The 15,044-nt window shown below is 67.7% G+C and carries 14 protein-coding genes; 10 read left to right on the forward strand and 4 right to left on the reverse strand.

Annotated features, from left to right (window positions below):
* The first annotated feature begins 26 nt into the window (after window positions 1–26).
* The 4 genes from ACS8YF_RS05795 (at window position 27) to ACS8YF_RS05810 (ending at window position 4,819) form a co-directional block, all read left to right on the forward strand.
* Complete coding sequence (locus ACS8YF_RS05795) at window positions 27–1,058, forward strand: C-terminal binding protein (protein ID WP_440849271.1); 1,032 nt, start codon at window positions 27–29, stop codon at window positions 1,056–1,058.
* A gap of 104 nt (window positions 1,059–1,162) precedes the next feature.
* On the forward strand, window positions 1,163–2,779 hold the full coding sequence (locus ACS8YF_RS05800; RefSeq protein ID WP_440849272.1) for an MBL fold metallo-hydrolase: 1,617 nt from the start codon (window positions 1,163–1,165) through the stop codon (window positions 2,777–2,779).
* Between the two features lie 126 nt (window positions 2,780–2,905).
* Entirely contained in the window at window positions 2,906–3,886 is a 981-nt protein-coding gene (locus tag ACS8YF_RS05805; RefSeq protein ID WP_440849273.1) for a hypothetical protein, read from the forward strand.
* Between the two features lie 72 nt (window positions 3,887–3,958).
* Window positions 3,959–4,819, forward strand: coding sequence for an SDR family NAD(P)-dependent oxidoreductase (locus ACS8YF_RS05810; RefSeq protein WP_440849274.1), 861 nt, complete (start codon window positions 3,959–3,961; stop codon window positions 4,817–4,819).
* A 33-nt stretch (window positions 4,820–4,852) separates the two neighbouring features.
* On the opposite strand, the gene ACS8YF_RS05815 is transcribed toward ACS8YF_RS05810, so the two are convergent.
* Window positions 4,853–6,169 carry an APC family permease gene (locus ACS8YF_RS05815; protein WP_440849275.1) on the reverse strand — a complete coding sequence of 439 codons (1,317 nt, stop codon included), beginning with the start codon at window positions 6,167–6,169 and terminating at the stop codon, window positions 4,853–4,855.
* A gap of 211 nt (window positions 6,170–6,380) precedes the next feature.
* On the opposite strand from ACS8YF_RS05815, the gene ACS8YF_RS05820 reads away from it, so the two are divergent.
* Window positions 6,381–7,262: an aldo/keto reductase family oxidoreductase gene (locus ACS8YF_RS05820; RefSeq protein ID WP_440849276.1), complete on the forward strand. Its 882-nt coding sequence runs from the start codon at window positions 6,381–6,383 to the stop codon at window positions 7,260–7,262.
* 49 nt (window positions 7,263–7,311) lie between these two features.
* On the opposite strand, the gene ACS8YF_RS05825 is transcribed toward ACS8YF_RS05820, so the two are convergent.
* Window positions 7,312–7,953 (reverse strand): LysE family translocator, encoded by a 642-nt coding sequence (locus ACS8YF_RS05825; protein WP_440849277.1) that lies wholly within the window; start codon window positions 7,951–7,953, stop codon window positions 7,312–7,314.
* Between the two features lie 282 nt (window positions 7,954–8,235).
* Here ACS8YF_RS05825 and ACS8YF_RS05830 point away from each other — a divergent pair, with 282 nt between their 5' ends.
* Entirely contained in the window at window positions 8,236–9,063 is an 828-nt protein-coding gene (locus ACS8YF_RS05830) for a lipid-binding SYLF domain-containing protein (RefSeq protein ID WP_440849278.1), read from the forward strand.
* Window positions 9,064–9,107: 44 nt separating this feature from the next.
* Here the strand turns inward: ACS8YF_RS05830 and ACS8YF_RS05835 are convergent, their stop codons facing one another.
* On the reverse strand, window positions 9,108–10,964 hold the full coding sequence (locus ACS8YF_RS05835) for a monovalent cation:proton antiporter family protein (protein ID WP_440849279.1): 1,857 nt from the start codon (window positions 10,962–10,964) through the stop codon (window positions 9,108–9,110).
* 418 nt (window positions 10,965–11,382) lie between these two features.
* On the opposite strand from ACS8YF_RS05835, the gene ACS8YF_RS05840 reads away from it, so the two are divergent.
* The 3 genes from ACS8YF_RS05840 to ACS8YF_RS05850 are packed head-to-tail and all read left to right on the forward strand — an operon-like array spanning window position 11,383 to window position 13,747.
* Window positions 11,383–12,171 (forward strand): ABC transporter substrate-binding protein, encoded by a 789-nt coding sequence (locus ACS8YF_RS05840; protein ID WP_440849280.1) that lies wholly within the window; start codon window positions 11,383–11,385, stop codon window positions 12,169–12,171.
* An 8-nt stretch (window positions 12,172–12,179) separates the two neighbouring features.
* Window positions 12,180–13,007 (forward strand): amino acid ABC transporter permease, encoded by an 828-nt coding sequence (locus tag ACS8YF_RS05845; protein WP_440849281.1) that lies wholly within the window; start codon window positions 12,180–12,182, stop codon window positions 13,005–13,007.
* On the forward strand, window positions 13,004–13,747 hold the full coding sequence (locus tag ACS8YF_RS05850) for an amino acid ABC transporter ATP-binding protein (protein WP_440849282.1): 744 nt from the start codon (window positions 13,004–13,006) through the stop codon (window positions 13,745–13,747). Before ACS8YF_RS05845 ends, ACS8YF_RS05850 begins: the two co-directional genes overlap by 4 nt.
* A 106-nt stretch (window positions 13,748–13,853) precedes the next feature.
* Here the strand turns inward: ACS8YF_RS05850 and ACS8YF_RS05855 are convergent, their stop codons facing one another.
* The gene (locus ACS8YF_RS05855) at window positions 13,854–14,285 is read right to left on the reverse strand and encodes a universal stress protein (RefSeq protein ID WP_440849283.1); all 432 of its coding nucleotides are present in this window, start codon (window positions 14,283–14,285) and stop codon (window positions 13,854–13,856) included.
* Window positions 14,286–14,413: 128 nt separating this feature from the next.
* Here ACS8YF_RS05855 and ACS8YF_RS05860 point away from each other — a divergent pair, with 128 nt between their 5' ends.
* Window positions 14,414–15,007 carry a pyridoxine/pyridoxamine 5'-phosphate oxidase gene (locus ACS8YF_RS05860; protein WP_440849284.1) on the forward strand — a complete coding sequence of 198 codons (594 nt, stop codon included), beginning with the start codon at window positions 14,414–14,416 and terminating at the stop codon, window positions 15,005–15,007.
* Window positions 15,008–15,044: the final 37 nt, after the last annotated feature.

A 15,044-nucleotide genomic window follows, 5' to 3' on the forward strand; every position in this document is an offset into this window, starting at 1 on the left:
CGCCCACCCGATCCGACGGACCGCCAATGAGCCGCGCCTTTCGTATTCTGACGCCCGATGCCCAGTACGACGACGATGCCGAACTCGAACGCAAGACCGCCGGGCCGGCGTTCGCCTTCGATATCTTTCGCGAGCGCGAGGCCGCGCGCATCGACGAGAAGTACTGGCGAGCGGCCGATGCGCTGCTGGTCTGGCACGAAGTCTTCATCGACCGCGAACTGATCGCGAAACTCGACAACTGCCGCGTGATCGTGCGCGCCGGGGTCGGCTTCGATCATATCGATCTGGACGCGGCCGCGGCGGCCGGCATCCCGGTCTGCAACACGCCGGACTACGGCACCAGCGAAGTCGCCGATCATGCCATCGGCATGTTGCTGGCCTTCCGGCGCGGCCTGGTGTTTCACGACCAGCGCCTGCAACGCGCGCCGGTGGATGCCTTCAAGCCCGGCGCGCCGCAGGTCGAGCGCGTGCGCGGCAGCCGGCTCGGCATCGTCGGGCTCGGGCGTATCGGCACCGCCACGGCCCTGCGCGCCAAGGCCTTCGGCATCGAAGTGGTCGCCTACGATCCGGAACTGCCGCGCGGCCAGGAAATCGCGGTTGGCGTGTCGCGGGTCGACAGCCTCGCCGAACTGCTGCAAAGCTGTGATGCCGTCAGCCTGCATACGCCGCTCAACGAGGCCACCCATCACCTGATCGATGCCGAAGCGCTGGCGCTCATGCCGAAACACGCGGTGCTGATCAACACCGCCCGCGGCGCCGTCATCGATATCGACGCGCTCCACGACGCGCTGGTCGAAGGCCGGATCGCCGGTGCCGCGCTGGACGTACTGCCCGAGGAGCCGCCGGACATGAACCGGCCGCTGTTCGCCGCCATCGAACGCGGCGACGAACGCCTGCGGGACCGGCTGATCCTCACCCCGCACGCCGCCTGGTACAGCCCGGCGAGCCGCGCCGATGCACGCCGGCTGTCGACCGAAACGCTGATGCGCTACCTGCGCGGCGAGGGCCTGCGCAACTGCGTCAACGCCGAGCATCTGAGCCAGTACGGCCACGGCTGAGAGCGGGACGAAGCCTGCATCCAGGCGGCGCGTTCACGGGTAGGATGCAGAGATCGACTTTTCCCGCCGCCTGCGCCGGCGGGACCGACGCTTCATCTGTGTCCATGCAACTCAGCTTCCTCGGCGGCGCCGAGAGCGTGACCGGCTCGGCCAGCCTGCTGGTCGACGCGCGCCTCGGCGTTCGTTTTCTCATCGACTGCGGCGCCCACGCCGAGCGCGGCGCCGGATTCTCGGACGGCGCGCCCGGACTCGGCTTCCATGCCCGGCAATTGGATTTCGTGGTGCTCACCCATGCCCATCGCGACCACACCGGCCGGCTGCCGCAACTGCACCGTGCCGGATTCCGCGGCCCGGTGTACTGCACCGAGGCCACCGCCGGGCTGACCGAGCTGGCGCTGCTCGACGCCGCCAAGTTCAGCGACGAATACGACGCGGCGGATGTCGAACGGATCGATTTCCAGCCGCTCGATCAGCGCCCGGACTTCGCCTTCGATCGAGCCCTGCGCCTGCACGGCCTGTGGCTGACCTTTCATCGCAGCGCGCATATTCTCGGCGCGGTGGCGGTGACCGTGACCTGGCGCAGCCGTGTGGGCATGGAACGCTCGATCGTGTTCAGCGGCGACATCGGCGGCAATACGCCCGACAACCCGTTTCAATCGCTGCTGGCCGGCCAGACCCTGCCGGGCCCGGCCGATTACATGGTGGTGGAATCCACGCGCGGCGCCGAACCGGCGCGCGCGGCGCACTACAAATCGTTCGCCGCGCGCATGCTCGCGTGGTCCGAGCTGTTTGCCGACAGCGACGCCCGTGGCGGCGGGCCGGTGATCGCGCCCTGTTTCGCCATCCATCGCGCCCAGGAACTGCTGTTCGATCTGGATTACGTGCTACGCACAACGGAAATCGGCCGCCCGGATGCCCGCGGCCGGCCCCGCTGGCTGTCGCTGGATGCACCGCTGGCCGTGCGCATGACCGATGTCTTTGGCGCCGCACTCGCGGATGGCAGCGGCGGCGGCACCGCCGCGCGGTCCTACCGCAATCCCCTGCTGGCCGAGCGCCTCGGCCTGAGCCAGGAAGCCGAAGTGGACGCCCATCTGGCCGCGCTCTGGCAGCGCGTGCAGCACAACCGCGCGCCCGGCGGTACGCTGCGCGCCATGCGCGATCCGGCGCTCAATCGCCTGATCGCACTGGCCGGCAGCGGCATGTGCCAGGGCGGGCGCATCGTCGATTTCATCGTCGACCAGATCGGCAATCCGGCCGCGACCGTCGTGCTCTGCGGCTATGCCCCGCCCGACACCGGCGCCGGCCGCCTGCGCCAGCTCGCCGCCGACGAATGGCCGGCCGACAGGCCCCTGGCGCTGGGCAACGCCCGCATCGAGCCCGAACGCGTCCGCGCGCGTATCGTCGACTTCGGCGACTATTATTCCGGCCATGGCGACGTGGAGGCGCTCGCCCGCTTTGTCTTCGAGCGAAATCGCGATGCCACGGCGACACGCGCCGCCACGGTGTACCTCAACCACGGCGATGCCGAGATGCGCAACGGGCTGGCTGCCACGCTCCGGGCTCGCGCCGCCACCGGGCCGGTGACCGATCGGGCGATCGCGGGCGTCGAACTGGCCGAGACGGGACGAGTCTATGATCTCGATGCGGCCGATTTGCGGTGGCGCAACCGTCCCATGCCCAGCCTGAGCGCGCTGCGCCGCGCCGACGAAACCATCGAGTAGCCGCATGCGCGCGGCAAACCGCCCGCCCGCGTCACGGATGCAAGACCTTTCGACACTGGACAGCGCGGGCCGCGGCCGCTGCAATAAGACATCATCGAACCACACTCGTGCGCCACGCCCCGACACATGCCGGCGCCGGGTGACCCGAGCACACATCTCGCGCATGAACAGGGAGACAATCTGCGCCGCGACGCCTGCATACGTCCGCCGAGCGCGCCCGGTGGCGGCCCGGCCCGCATGGCCCGGGTCGCCGCGATCTGCCGCCGGGACGCGCTCGATGCGCTTTGGGCTTCGCCTTGGCTGGCGCAGCTGCCTCGCCGCCTTTTGCTGCGCCTGGTGGCGCGCCGTATCGATGGGTTCGCCCGGCAGCTGATCGAGTTCGATGACCGCATCGCCGGCGACGGGCTGGCCGCCGCCTGCGGCTGGGGGCTCAGCCAGTGGGCCGGCCCGGTGTCACAACACGGCCAGCCGGCGGCGCCCGGCTCACCGCTGCTGCTGGTATCGAATCACCCCGGGCTGGTGGACGCGATAGCGCTGTTGTCGCGACTGGCTGAACACGACGTCCGCCTGCTGGTCGCCGAACGCCCCTTGTTCCATGCCCTGCCGGCCCTTCGGCAGCACCTGATCATGGTGGCCACGGCCGGAGGCGCTCGGGCCCTCGCGGTGCGTGCCGCCACCCGGCATCTGCGCGCCGGCGGCACGCTGCTGACTTACCCCGCCGGGCGCATCGAGCCCGACCCGGCATCGGATCTGAACGACGCTCTGGCCGCACTCGAATGCTGGTCGCCCAGCGCCAGCTACCTCGCGCGTCGTGTGCCGGAACTGAGGGTGCAACCGGTGGCCATGAGCCATGTCATCGCAGCGCGCTATCGCGGCCACTGGCTGGCTCGCCGGGCCGCCAACGCCCACGACCGGGACGCCGTCGCCGCCGCGTTGCAAGTCCTGAGCGCACCGCCGCACGGCGCCCACCCGCAGCTGGCGTGGGGCACCGTGCTCGCGGGCCAACCGGCCGACGCTTTGCACGCGCAGACCCTGGACGAGATGGCCCGCCTGATGCGCGCGTCGCGACCGTCCGCGTACCCGGCCGGCGTTCCGGATTCGTCGTGAGCCGGCTTGCTTGTCCCCGGCCGGGCCGACCCTCATAACTGTGGATACACTCCGAAAAACGAGACAATCGATATGACGCATCCTGCTCTGGTACCGGGCCAGGTGGCCGTGGTGATCGGTGGCGCGGCCGGCATCGGCCGCGCCGCGGCCGAGGGTTTCGCCAAGCGTGGCCTGCATGTCTGCATCGCCGACCGCGACATGGAGCGCCTCGCCGAGGCCGAAGCCGCGGTGCGGGCGGCCGGCGCGGATCACGACGCCGACGTGATGACCCACGCCGTGGATGTGGCCGACGTGCAGCAGGTCATCACGCTCGAGTCGGTCGTCCGTTCGCGCTTCGGCGGCACCGATGTGCTCATGAACAACGCCGGCGTCCAGCCCGGCAGCCACATCCTCGGCCCGGCCGAGAACTGGCGCCAGGTGATCGGCATCAACCTCTGGGGCGCGATCCACGGCACCCAGACGTTCGTACCGAAGATGCTCGAGCGCGGCGGGCCCGGCCTGGTCATCAACACCGGCTCCAAGCAGGGCATTACCACCCCGCCGGGCGATCCGGCCTACAACACCGCCAAGGCCGGTCTGAAAGCCTTCACCGAAGCGCTGGCGCACGAACTGCGCAACACCGACGGCTGCGAGCTGACCGCGCATCTGCTGATCCCGGGCTTTGTGTTCACCCAGCTCACCCGCCCGGGCGAGACCGAAAAACCGGAATCGGCCTGGACCCCGGAACAGACCGCCGACTTCATGTTCGATCGTCTGGATGCCGGCGATTTCTACATCCTCTGCCCGGACAACGACGTCCCGCGCTGGCTCGACGAAAAACGCATGCAGTGGGCGATCGGCGACATCGTCGAGAACCGCCCGCCGTTGTCGCGCTGGCATCCGGATTACGCCGATGCCTTCAAGGCGTTCGTGAACGACGGCGCGAAGGGCTGACGACCCGGCGCGTGCGCCCGGTGGTGAACCTGTTCAGTGGTAGTGGCGGTGCAGGAAATGACCGCGCACGCCGCGCCCGTAGACGAATTCGAACAGCCCGGACACGACAATGAAGCCGGCGAAAACGGCCACGCCGGCCGGATTGCTGCGCCAGGTATGGCCGATCAGCACAACCAGCGCCACCGCGCATAACAGCACCCCCAACCCGTGCAGCGTGCGCAATCCGTGAATTTGCGGGGCCAGCCGCCAGGCCGCGGCGTTGACCAGGGCAAACACCAGCAGAAAGCTCGCACTGCCGATGATGGCGATGTCGGTCAGGTCGATGACATTGGCCAGAACGAGGCTGAGCACGGCCGTGGCCAGCACGCCGGTCATCGGCAGGCCGTGGCGTTCGGCATCGAAACGGCGGGGCAGCACGCCATCGCGGGCGAGTACATAACCCAAGCGCGCGTTGCCATAGAGCGTAGCGTTGATCGCGGACAACGTGGCGAGCACGGCGGCGAGCGCCACCAGCACGAAACCGGCCCGGCCGAGCGCCGGTTCGGCAGCCACCGCGAGCACGTAGTCGCGCACCGCCAGCACCTGGGCCTCGGGCACCGTGCCCACGGCAATCAGCGCGATCAGCACGTAAAGTGCGACCACCGAGCTCACGGCAATCAAAAAAGCACGCGGCAGGTTCCGGTCCGGCTGACGGATATCCTCGGCCGAGTTCGCGATGAGCTCGAAGCCTTCGTAGGCCACGAAGATGATCATGCCGGCCGAGACGATCGACAACATCGACCCCCAATGCGCGGGGGCGAGCCGGGAAGCATCCACATGCGACGCGCTGAACACGATCACGATCGCCAGCAACGCGATCTTGAGCGCCACCACCGCGGTTTCGGACCGGCTTACCAGCGACGCGCTGACGAGATTGATCACGGTCGGCAGCACGATCGCCAGACTGATCAGGGCGTGCTCGAGCAGCACGCCGTGGCCGGAGCCGAAAAAAGTGCCGGCATAGGAGGCAAACGCGGTGGCATACAGGGCGATGGTGACCAGATAACTCAGCCACAGCATCAGATTGACACTACCGGACAACAGATTGTTGCCGAAGGCCGCGTCGATGAAAGCCACCGTTCCGCCACGGCTGGGATAGGCCACCGACAGCTTCGCATAAGCCACCGCCGTGACCAGCGCGATCACACCGCCGACGAGAAACGCCACCGGCGTCGCACCATGCGACAGCGCCATTGCCTCGCCGAGCACGGCGAAGATGCCGCCGCCCACCATGCCGCCCACGCCGATCGCCACCGCGCCCCAGAGGCCAATCGCCCGGCCCGGGCCCGCGGCATGTTCGCCCGGCACCATCGGCTCAGCTCACCCTGGCCGCGAATCGGCGCACGGCTTCGGTGGGCCGGATGCGGCGATTGATCCGATGGCACACGCCCGGCTCGGTCTTCATCGTCGCAAGTCTCCCACAATTTCCGCCGGCCAGGGCTTGTTCCGACCCTCGGCAATATTGTCGGACGCGGTCACACCGTCTAACCTCACTCGCATTCCACACCCCAGATGCGCCCGCATGAACATCGACCAGGCCGGCACTTACACACTCCGCGATCGCCGCGTCAAACGCATGGGCTACGGCGCCATGCAGCTCGCCGGGCCGGGCGTGTTCGGCCCGCCCCGCGAGCCCGAGACCGCCCGAGCGGTATTGCGCGATGCGATCGAACACGGCGTCGATCATATCGATACTTCGGATTTCTATGGCCCGCACGTCACCAACCACCTGATACGCGAGGCTCTGCATCCCTATCCCGACGATCTGACGCTGGTAACCAAGATCGGCGCCAAACGCGGCGAGGACGGCTCCTGGAACCCGGCATTCGCGCCGGACGAACTGCGGCGCGCCGTGCATGACAACCTCCAACACCTTGGGCTGGAGACGCTCGATGTCGTGAACCTGCGGGCGATGTTCTCGGCCCACGGGCCGGCCGAAGGCTCGCTCGCCGAAGCGCTGGACGTACTGGCCGAGCTGCAGCGCGAAGGGCTGCTGCGGCATATCGGCCTCAGCAACGTTACCCCGACCCAGGTCGCCGAGGCCCGGGCGATCGTGGATATCGTCTGCGTGCAGAACTTCTACAATCTCGCCCATCGCGACGACGATGCCCTGATCGACGACCTGGCCGGCCAAGACATCGCCTACGTGCCGTTCTTCCCGCTTGGCGGCTTCAATCCGCTGCAGTCGGGGATTCTCGACGCGGTCGCCGCCCGCCGGAACGCGACGCCGATGCAGATCGCGCTGGCCTGGCTGCTGCAGCGCTCGCCCAACATCCTGCTGATACCGGGCACCTCGTCGCCGCAGCACCTGCGCGAGAACCTGGCAGCGACCGCCCTGGAATTGACCGCGGACGATCTCGCCGAGCTTGATCGCGTGGCCGGCGACACGGCAACGACCGGCTGACAACGACAGTCGGCGAGTAAGCCCCGGGGTCGGTCGACGGTTGGTCGCGTCAGTCCACGTGGCCCGCGGCCAACCGAACCCCGAGCCCGACGAACAACGCGCCCACGAGCCGCTCCGCCACACGGCCGATCGCGCGCACCGCGGGCAGCTGACCCACGCCGACCGCAGCCAGTGCGGCCAGGCAGTTCACGGTCGTTCCCGTGCTGTTGAAGGTCAGCCCGAGCACGGCGAAGGCCAGCGTGCGATCGCCGGCCGCAGGATCGATGAACTGCGGCAGGAACGCCAGGAAAAACAACGCGATCTTGGGATTGAGCACGTTGATGAGCAGCCCGCGCCGGAAGACCGCAGCCAGCCGGGGCGCCGGCAGGCGATCGCGCGGCGCCTTGGCCGGTCCGGGCGCATGGCGACGCGCCAGCAACAGCCGCAGGCCCAGATAGACCAGATAACCCGCACCCACATACTTCACCAGCGCGAAGGCCGTGGCTGACGCCGCCAGCAGCGCCGACAGCCCGACCACGGCGAGGGTGATATGCACCAGCGTGCCGGCAAACACGCCCCAGGCGGCCACGATGCCGCGGGCCAGCCCATGCCGTCCGGCGTTGCTGACCACAAAGAGCATGTCGGCACCCGGCGTGATATTGAGCAGCAGCCCGGCGCCGACAAAGAGCAGAAACTCGTGTAAACCCGGCATGGCATCACCCTCGGTCGGCGTACTTGGCGAGATTAGCTCGCGCCGCCACCCCAGGCAATGCGTGCGCGGGCGGCAGGGCGCATAGAGGAATCTCCTTAGTACCGTTAGTCAGCCGCACGGATTAACGTTACCGGCCAGCGCCGCTACGGTGAATCGGTCGCTCGACCCGCATTGCCGCCGGTCGACGACGTGCCGGCAATCCTGCCTGCCGATGGCGAAAACGCGCATGCCACGCAGATGGAGCGAGGGATTGTCATCGTTTCTACACAGTGGAGCATCGTTATGATTCGCAAACCGCATCTTTCAGCCGCGGCCGTTTCGGTAGCAGCCCTGGCATTCACCTGTGCCCCGGCCCTGGCCCAGAACAACCACAACGATCACAACCAGGGCGGCTCGCACGCCAACGCTGGCGCCAGCGTTAACGCCGGCACACCCGCCCAGCTCGCCTACAGTGCAGCCGGCGTACTGCGCGGCCAGATGCAAAAACCCGCCCAGGAACGCATCCCACAGTCGCTGATCAACGGCGCCCACTGCATCGGCGTGTTCCCGAGCGTATTCAAGGAAGGCTTCCTGGTGGCCGGCAAGAACGGCGATGGCGTGGTGGCCTGCCGCGACAAATCCGGCAACTGGGACCACACCGCGCCGACCTTCTACAGCCTGTCCGGCGGCAGCGTCGGCTTTCAGGCGGGCGCCAAGATCACGAAAGTGATCGTGTTGTTCATGGGTAACAACGCGATACAGGATCTCAGCAACGGCAACATCAAGATCGGGGCGAAGGCTTCGGCCACCGCCGGGCCGGCCGGTGCCCATGCCAGCGTGCACACCGCGCCAGCGCAGATCATCACTTATCGCCTGAGCAGTTCCGGCGGCTTTGCCGGTGCGGCGATCAAGGGCGCCACGCTGTCGCGCAACCAGGATATCGACAAGGCGATCTACGGCGCCAAGAAGGCGCACGGCAAGCCGTTCCAGCCGACACAGATCCCGCAGACGATCAATGCGTTCACGAACGCACTGAGCCGGTTCGCACCAGCGTCGAAATACAACGCCAGTATGGCGGTCAAGGGCCAGAACGGTCAGGGCGCCAACGCCGGTAATAGCAGCAACGGGTAAGATTCTGCGGCGCCCGGCCGGCTTGGCGGCCGGGCGCCTTCGTCCTACCAGCGGCGCGCCAGCCGGCGCGTCACGGCGTCGACATCGTCGCGGGCACCGACCACGGTCAGCGTATCGTTGACCCGCAGCAGGGTGGCAGGCTCGGCCTCCAGCACTGCGCCGCGGCGCTCGATGCGCAGCACCCGCGTGCCTTCCGGCAGGTTCAGATGCCGCAGCTCGCGATCCGCGAGCCAACTGTTCTGCAGCTTGGCGATACGGATCTCGTGGCTGTCGTCCTCGTGCACGCGGCCATCGATCTGGCCGGCGTCCAGCGCCATGCTCTCCAGCAGCAGCAGCTTGGCATAGGCCGGATTGACGATGCGCACATCGGCAGACCGGAACCGCGCGTTGTAAGCCGGATCACGCACCCAGGCCAGCAATTTGCGCACGGCGTGCACCTCGCGCGCCACGCGGCATATCTGCAGATTGTCTTCGTCGGTGTCGGCCATGGCGATCACGGTCTGCGCCTGTTCGATGCCGGCCGTACGCAGGCACTCCGACAAACGCGCCCGTGATGGTGGGTTGCCGTTCTCGCCGGCCGGCAGCTCGGTCACGGTGCGTACGTTGCGGCCCATCTGTTCGAGCCGGGCGGCCAGGGCGCGGCTGTCGCGATCATCGCCGATCACCAGCGTCTGCTGCGCCGACTGATAGCGCCGCGGCGCCAGGCGGCTGAAGGCGATCGGCGAGATCAGGCAGCTGATGATGGCGACCAGAATGATGGCGGCATCCAGCGCCGGCGAGATCACGCCGATCTCCACCCCGATCGCGGCCACCGCGATGATCAGCGACAGTCGCGCCGAGAGCAGGGTGCTGGCGGCGAAGGTCTCGCGCCAGCCGAAGGCCAGCCGGAACACCAGCGAGCCCACCAGCTTGACGCCGAAGGCCGCGACCACCAGCACGCCGATCGTCTCCCAGGGCGACTCGGAGGACAGCAGCGCCGGCAGGTCGAACTTGACCCCGACCATGATGAAGAAGATCGGGATGAAGAAACCGTAGCCGATCGCATCGAGCTTCTCGCGCAGCACCGAACTCTCGCTGCCCGACAGCATGGATACGATCACACCGGCCAGAAACGCCCCCAGGATGTTCTCGATGCCGAGGCTCTCGGCCAGCGCGATGAAGACCAGCGCCAACGCCATCGAGCCGCGTACGCGGATCTGCGAAGTGGCGGTGGACAAGGCATGCATGAGGCGTTGTGCCGGCAGGTGCGAGCGCGCCCGCTCGGCCAGGCGCCAGGCGGCGACGAAGGCGAGCAGCAGCACCAGAATCAGCAGCAGATCCACGGTCGCGCCCACACGCAGCATGGCATAGCCGCTGACCAGCAGAATGGTGACAAAATCGGCGATCAGCGCCGCCACCAGCAGGGTCTGGCCGTAAGTGGTTTCGAGCAGCCCGCGTTCCTTGAGAACCGGCGCCACCACGCCAAGCGACGTGGTCGACAGGATGAGCGCCATCAGCCACGGCTGTGCGACCAGGCCGATACCGGCCAGATAGAACCCCGCGGCCAGCGAACACAGCGCGGTGAGCGCGAACGCCGCTCCGCCGATCACGAACGGATTGCGCTTGAGCCGGGCGCCGGTGTTGCTCGCGCGCAGGCCCCGGCGCGGCTCGAGGCCGGAGAAATCGATCTCCAGGCCGGACAGGAACATCAGGTAGGCGAAGCCGAACACCGACAACACCTTGAGCACGAAATCCTGCGATACCAGATGCAGGCCGCTGTCGCCGACCAGAATACCGGCGGCGATCTCGCCGACCACCACCGGGATGCCCAGACGCCGTACCGGCGACAGCGCCACGGGCACCGCGAAGCTCAGCGCGATGACCACCAGCAACGGGACGAAAGAGATATCGTTGGAATGCATACGATCGGTGAGTCGGGCGGACGGAATACGCGGCACGGGGCCGGCTGCGGCGCCCGGTTATCGCGTAGCGGCGTTGGCGCGATCATGGCCGGCCGCCGGCGCCGGCTATGACGCTATCGGGCTCTGTGGTCGAAAGCGGCCAGCCCCCAACGGGCGACCACGCGAAGTGCATAGGCAGTCCACATACTGTGTTATTTGCGGCGCCGTCCCAAGTGTTGTTTTCCCGGCTCGCTTGCCGTTCACCCGGCCCGGTCCGGGCTGGCGATGCCGGGCGGCGCGAGTGCAACGGCTACGACATCATGACGCCGGGCTTTATGCTCAGTCTATGGCAAACTGATAGGCCATCAACTCCCTTACCGAATCCGGACACCCCGTGCGCGCCATCCGATTCCGCCGGCTTCGCCGCCTTCTCCCGATCATGGCCCTGCTGCTGCTCACGCTCGGGCTCGGCGCCTGTTCCCGGCAGTCGGGCGGAACGGTCGACGGCATTCATCTGGTCGATCGGCAGCAATTGACGGTGTGCACGCACCTGCCCTACAAGCCGTTCGAGTTCACCAACGACGCCGGCAAGGTGGTCGGCTTCGACGTCGATCTCATGCGGCTGCTCGCGAACAATCTCGGCGTCAAACTCGATGTGGTGAGCATGGACTGGAGCCAGATCACCAGCGGCGCCGCCTTCGCGGCCCATAAATGCGATCTGGCGATGGGCGGTGCGACCATCACCGCCGCCCGCAAGAAGGCCGTCCAGTTCTCCGCGCCTTACTTCAAGGCGACGCAGGCCCTGCTGGTCTCCAGAAAGGCCGGCGTGTCGAGTCTGGCCGATCTGGCCCACAAGCGGCTCGGCATGCAGACCGACACCACCGGCGCGGTGTATGCGAAAAAACACGCCGAGCAATACCACTACACACCCGTGGTGTTCGACGATCTCGCGCTGATGACCACGGCCGTGAGCGCGGGCAAGGTGGCAGCCGCGATCGGCGACAATGGCCCGATGGCTTACTACGCCGCCCGCAACCCCGACACGCGGGTCGCGCAGACATTCGATACCGGCGAACGTTACGGCTTCATGGCGGCCAAGGACAACGACAACGCCGACAAACTGATCGGCCGATTGAACGATGTGCTCGCCAAGGCCCGCAAGAATGGCACCTACGCGGCCCGGTACCGCCACTGGTTCGGCCACGCACCGACATCCAGCGCGCCCTGATCGAAGGCATGGCCGCGACCGACCCACAGCCCGCAAACACCGGCCGCAGCCCGCGCCAGCGCGCGCGTCGACGCCGCGCGCTCCAGTACATCGTCCTCGCGCTCATACTCGCGCTCGCCGCGTACATGGCCGACTGGCCGACGATCGGGCATACCTTCTTCGATCCGGCGCTGATCGTGAACACTGCCGTCCACGGTCTGTGGCGGGCGTTGTGGAACACGCTCGTCTACAGCGCCGGCGGTTTCGTGATCGGCCTGGCGGCCGGCACCCTGCTGGCGCTGATGCGCTTGTCCGAGGTCGCGCCCTATCGCTGGCTGGCGACGCTCTATATCGAGTTCTTCCGCGGGCTGCCGGCGCTGATCGTATTCATCGCGCTGTCGCTGCTGCCGCTGGCGTTCCAGGGGCTGGCCATCCCGTTTTCGCCCTACGGCACGGTCTGGGCGGCGCTTGGCATCGTCGGCAGCGCTTATATGGCCGAGACCATCCGCGCCGGTATTCTGGCCGTGCCTCGCGGCCAGATCGAGGCCGCCCGCTCGCTGGGCCTGACACCGGCGCAGACCCTGCGCCAGATCACCCTGCCACAGGCGTTCCGCCTGATGATTCCGCCACTGACCAACGAACTGATCATGCTGATCAAGGATTCCTCGCTGGTGTTCATCGTCGGCCTGTCGGCGGCCGATTTCGATCTGACCAAGTTCGGCCGTGCCGCCGCGAACAACCACGTCAACATCACGCCGCTGGTGGTGGCCGGCCTCGGCTATCTGATCATCACGCTGCCGCTGTCGCTACTGGTGCGACGCATGGAAGCCCGCGCCGCGGCCGGGCGCCCGGCATGAGCGCCGCCCTGGTGGAACTGGCCGGCGTGGCCAAGACCTTTGCCGGCAGACGCGTGCTCGACGATATCGATCTGAAAGTCGCGCGCGGCGAAGTGGTGTGCGTGATCGGGCCGTCGGGCTCGGGCAAGTCGACCCTGCTGCGCTGCGTGAACCGGCTGGAAACGCCGGACGCCGGGCGCGTCGTCGTCGCCGGTGTCGATCTCACCGATCCGGACTGCGATATCGACGCCGCCCGACGCCAGATCGGCATGGTGTTTCAGCAGTTCAATCTGTTCGCCCATCGCAACGTGCTCGACAACTGCGCGCTGGCCCTGCGCACGGTGCTCGGCCTCAAGCGCGCGGATGCCGAGCGCAAGGCCCGGCAACAGCTCGAATGGGTCGGTCTGGCCGATCGCGCCACGGCCTATCCCAGCGAATTGTCGGGCGGCCAGCAACAGCGCGTGGCGATCGCCCGGGCCCTGGCGATGGACCCGGCGCTGATGCTGTTCGACGAACCGACATCGGCGCTCGACCCCGAGCTGGTCGGCGATGTGCTGACGGTCATGCGGCGGCTCGCCGATGCCGGCACGACAATGATCGTGGTCACCCACGAGATGGGCTTCGCGCGCGAAGTCGCCGACCGGGTGGTGTTCATGGATGCCGGGCGCATCGTCGAACAGGGTGCCCCCGCACAAGTGCTCGGCCAGCCACGCATCGAGCGCACCCGCGACTTTCTACAGCGGGTGTCGGTGTCGGGTTAGGACCTGCCGGGTTCGTGCCGCCTTCACGCCACGACCCGCCCCCGGCCTGCGTCGGTGGTCCGCGGCCGCTGCCGCGGGCAACGCCAAGCGTCGGTTGGAACCGGCGCTAAGCCGCCGGCCGCACGACCAGAACCGAGTGCCTCGCATGCCGGACCACCCAGCTGGCGACGCTGCCCAGCAGCACATCGCTACGGCACGGGTTGTGCGAGGCCATCACGATCAGGTTGACCTCATGATCGTCGGCGGCATGCACGATCATGCGGCCCGCCGAGCCAGTCAGCACATGGGCGCTCCAGGCGAATCGGGTGCCCAGTCGCTCCTGAGCCATACGGTCCAGATGACGCTGGGCCTCGCCCGTGATCTTGTGCATGTAACGGCGCTCGATCGAGGGAAAATAGCCCAGCGACAGCCGCGGCAGCACACTCAGAACGATGAACGTACTGTCGTGCATGGCCGCCTGTTCGAGCGCGGCCGCGAAAACATCGTCCAGGTCGTGCGTTTGTTCCAGATCGATCGGTAGCAGAATCTTGTGCGCCATGATCGCACCCGCTGATGGCCCTGCGTCCATCGTCACCGCGCGCGGCGGGCCCAGGCTTGATCCGGATCAAGACTGCCGCACCGGCGCCGGGCCATGATGCCATCACGGGACACGGCGGCAGATTCATCATGCATACCGACGACAGCCTCGATCCGCTGGCGGATATCGCTCGCGTCATCGAGCACGCCTACCAGGCCGGCGAGATCGAACCGTTGGCCGCCACGCTGGCGACGGTGGATTCCGCACTGAACCGCCCATCGGCGCGCACGGTCTACGTTCACCTGCTGCCCGACGGCGTCGCGTTCTTCGTCAACACGTTCAGCGGCAAGGGCCGGCAACTGCTCTGGAACCCGTACGCCGCGCTGTGTTTCTACTGGCGCAAGATCGAGCAACAGACCGTCGTCGAGGGGCGCTGCGAAGTGCTCGATGAACCGACTGCCGACCTGCTGTGGCGCAAACGCCCGCGCGAGAGCGCGCTCGTGGCCAAGGCCCTGGACGCGACGCCGGACCCGACCGACGACGAGAATCTGGCCGAGCGGCTCGCCAGCACCCGGCAGCGCTACAGCTTCGAACACCCGCCACGGCCCGATCAGTGGCAGGGCTATCGCCTGCTGCCCGAACGCGTCGAATTCTGGAGCGCGGGCTGGGACCGGGCGCGCTATCGCCAGGTCTATCAGCGGGAAAGCGGCGGCGGCTGGCAGGTCACCCGCCAGCCGCCGTAACCGATACGGCCGCCGCCTCCCGCGGACACGCCGGTGC

Source organism: Salinisphaera sp. SWV1 (assembly GCF_052044155.1).
In the GTDB taxonomy this organism is placed as follows: Bacteria; Pseudomonadota; Gammaproteobacteria; order Nevskiales; family Salinisphaeraceae; genus Salinisphaera.

Excerpts from the sequence above, each read along its gene's own strand:
- ACS8YF_RS05795 (WP_440849271.1), top strand. The coding sequence starts at position 27 with ATGAGCCGCGCCTTTCGTATTCTGACGCCCGATGCCCAGTACGACGAC.
- ACS8YF_RS05800 (WP_440849272.1), top strand. The coding sequence starts at position 1,163 with ATGCAACTCAGCTTCCTCGGCGGCGCCGAGAGCGTGACCGGCTCGGCC.
- ACS8YF_RS05805 (WP_440849273.1), top strand. The coding sequence starts at position 2,906 with ATGCCGGCGCCGGGTGACCCGAGCACACATCTCGCGCATGAACAGGGA.
- ACS8YF_RS05810 (WP_440849274.1), top strand. The coding sequence starts at position 3,959 with ATGACGCATCCTGCTCTGGTACCGGGCCAGGTGGCCGTGGTGATCGGT.
- ACS8YF_RS05815 (WP_440849275.1), bottom strand. The coding sequence starts at position 6,169 with ATGGTGCCGGGCGAACATGCCGCGGGCCCGGGCCGGGCGATTGGCCTC.
- ACS8YF_RS05820 (WP_440849276.1), top strand. The coding sequence starts at position 6,381 with ATGAACATCGACCAGGCCGGCACTTACACACTCCGCGATCGCCGCGTC.
- ACS8YF_RS05825 (WP_440849277.1), bottom strand. The coding sequence starts at position 7,953 with ATGCCGGGTTTACACGAGTTTCTGCTCTTTGTCGGCGCCGGGCTGCTG.
- ACS8YF_RS05830 (WP_440849278.1), top strand. The coding sequence starts at position 8,236 with ATGATTCGCAAACCGCATCTTTCAGCCGCGGCCGTTTCGGTAGCAGCC.
- ACS8YF_RS05835 (WP_440849279.1), bottom strand. The coding sequence starts at position 10,964 with ATGCATTCCAACGATATCTCTTTCGTCCCGTTGCTGGTGGTCATCGCG.
- ACS8YF_RS05840 (WP_440849280.1), top strand. The coding sequence starts at position 11,383 with ATGGCCCTGCTGCTGCTCACGCTCGGGCTCGGCGCCTGTTCCCGGCAG.
- ACS8YF_RS05845 (WP_440849281.1), top strand. The coding sequence starts at position 12,180 with ATGGCCGCGACCGACCCACAGCCCGCAAACACCGGCCGCAGCCCGCGC.
- ACS8YF_RS05850 (WP_440849282.1), top strand. The coding sequence starts at position 13,004 with ATGAGCGCCGCCCTGGTGGAACTGGCCGGCGTGGCCAAGACCTTTGCC.
- ACS8YF_RS05855 (WP_440849283.1), bottom strand. The coding sequence starts at position 14,285 with ATGGCGCACAAGATTCTGCTACCGATCGATCTGGAACAAACGCACGAC.
- ACS8YF_RS05860 (WP_440849284.1), top strand. The coding sequence starts at position 14,414 with ATGCATACCGACGACAGCCTCGATCCGCTGGCGGATATCGCTCGCGTC.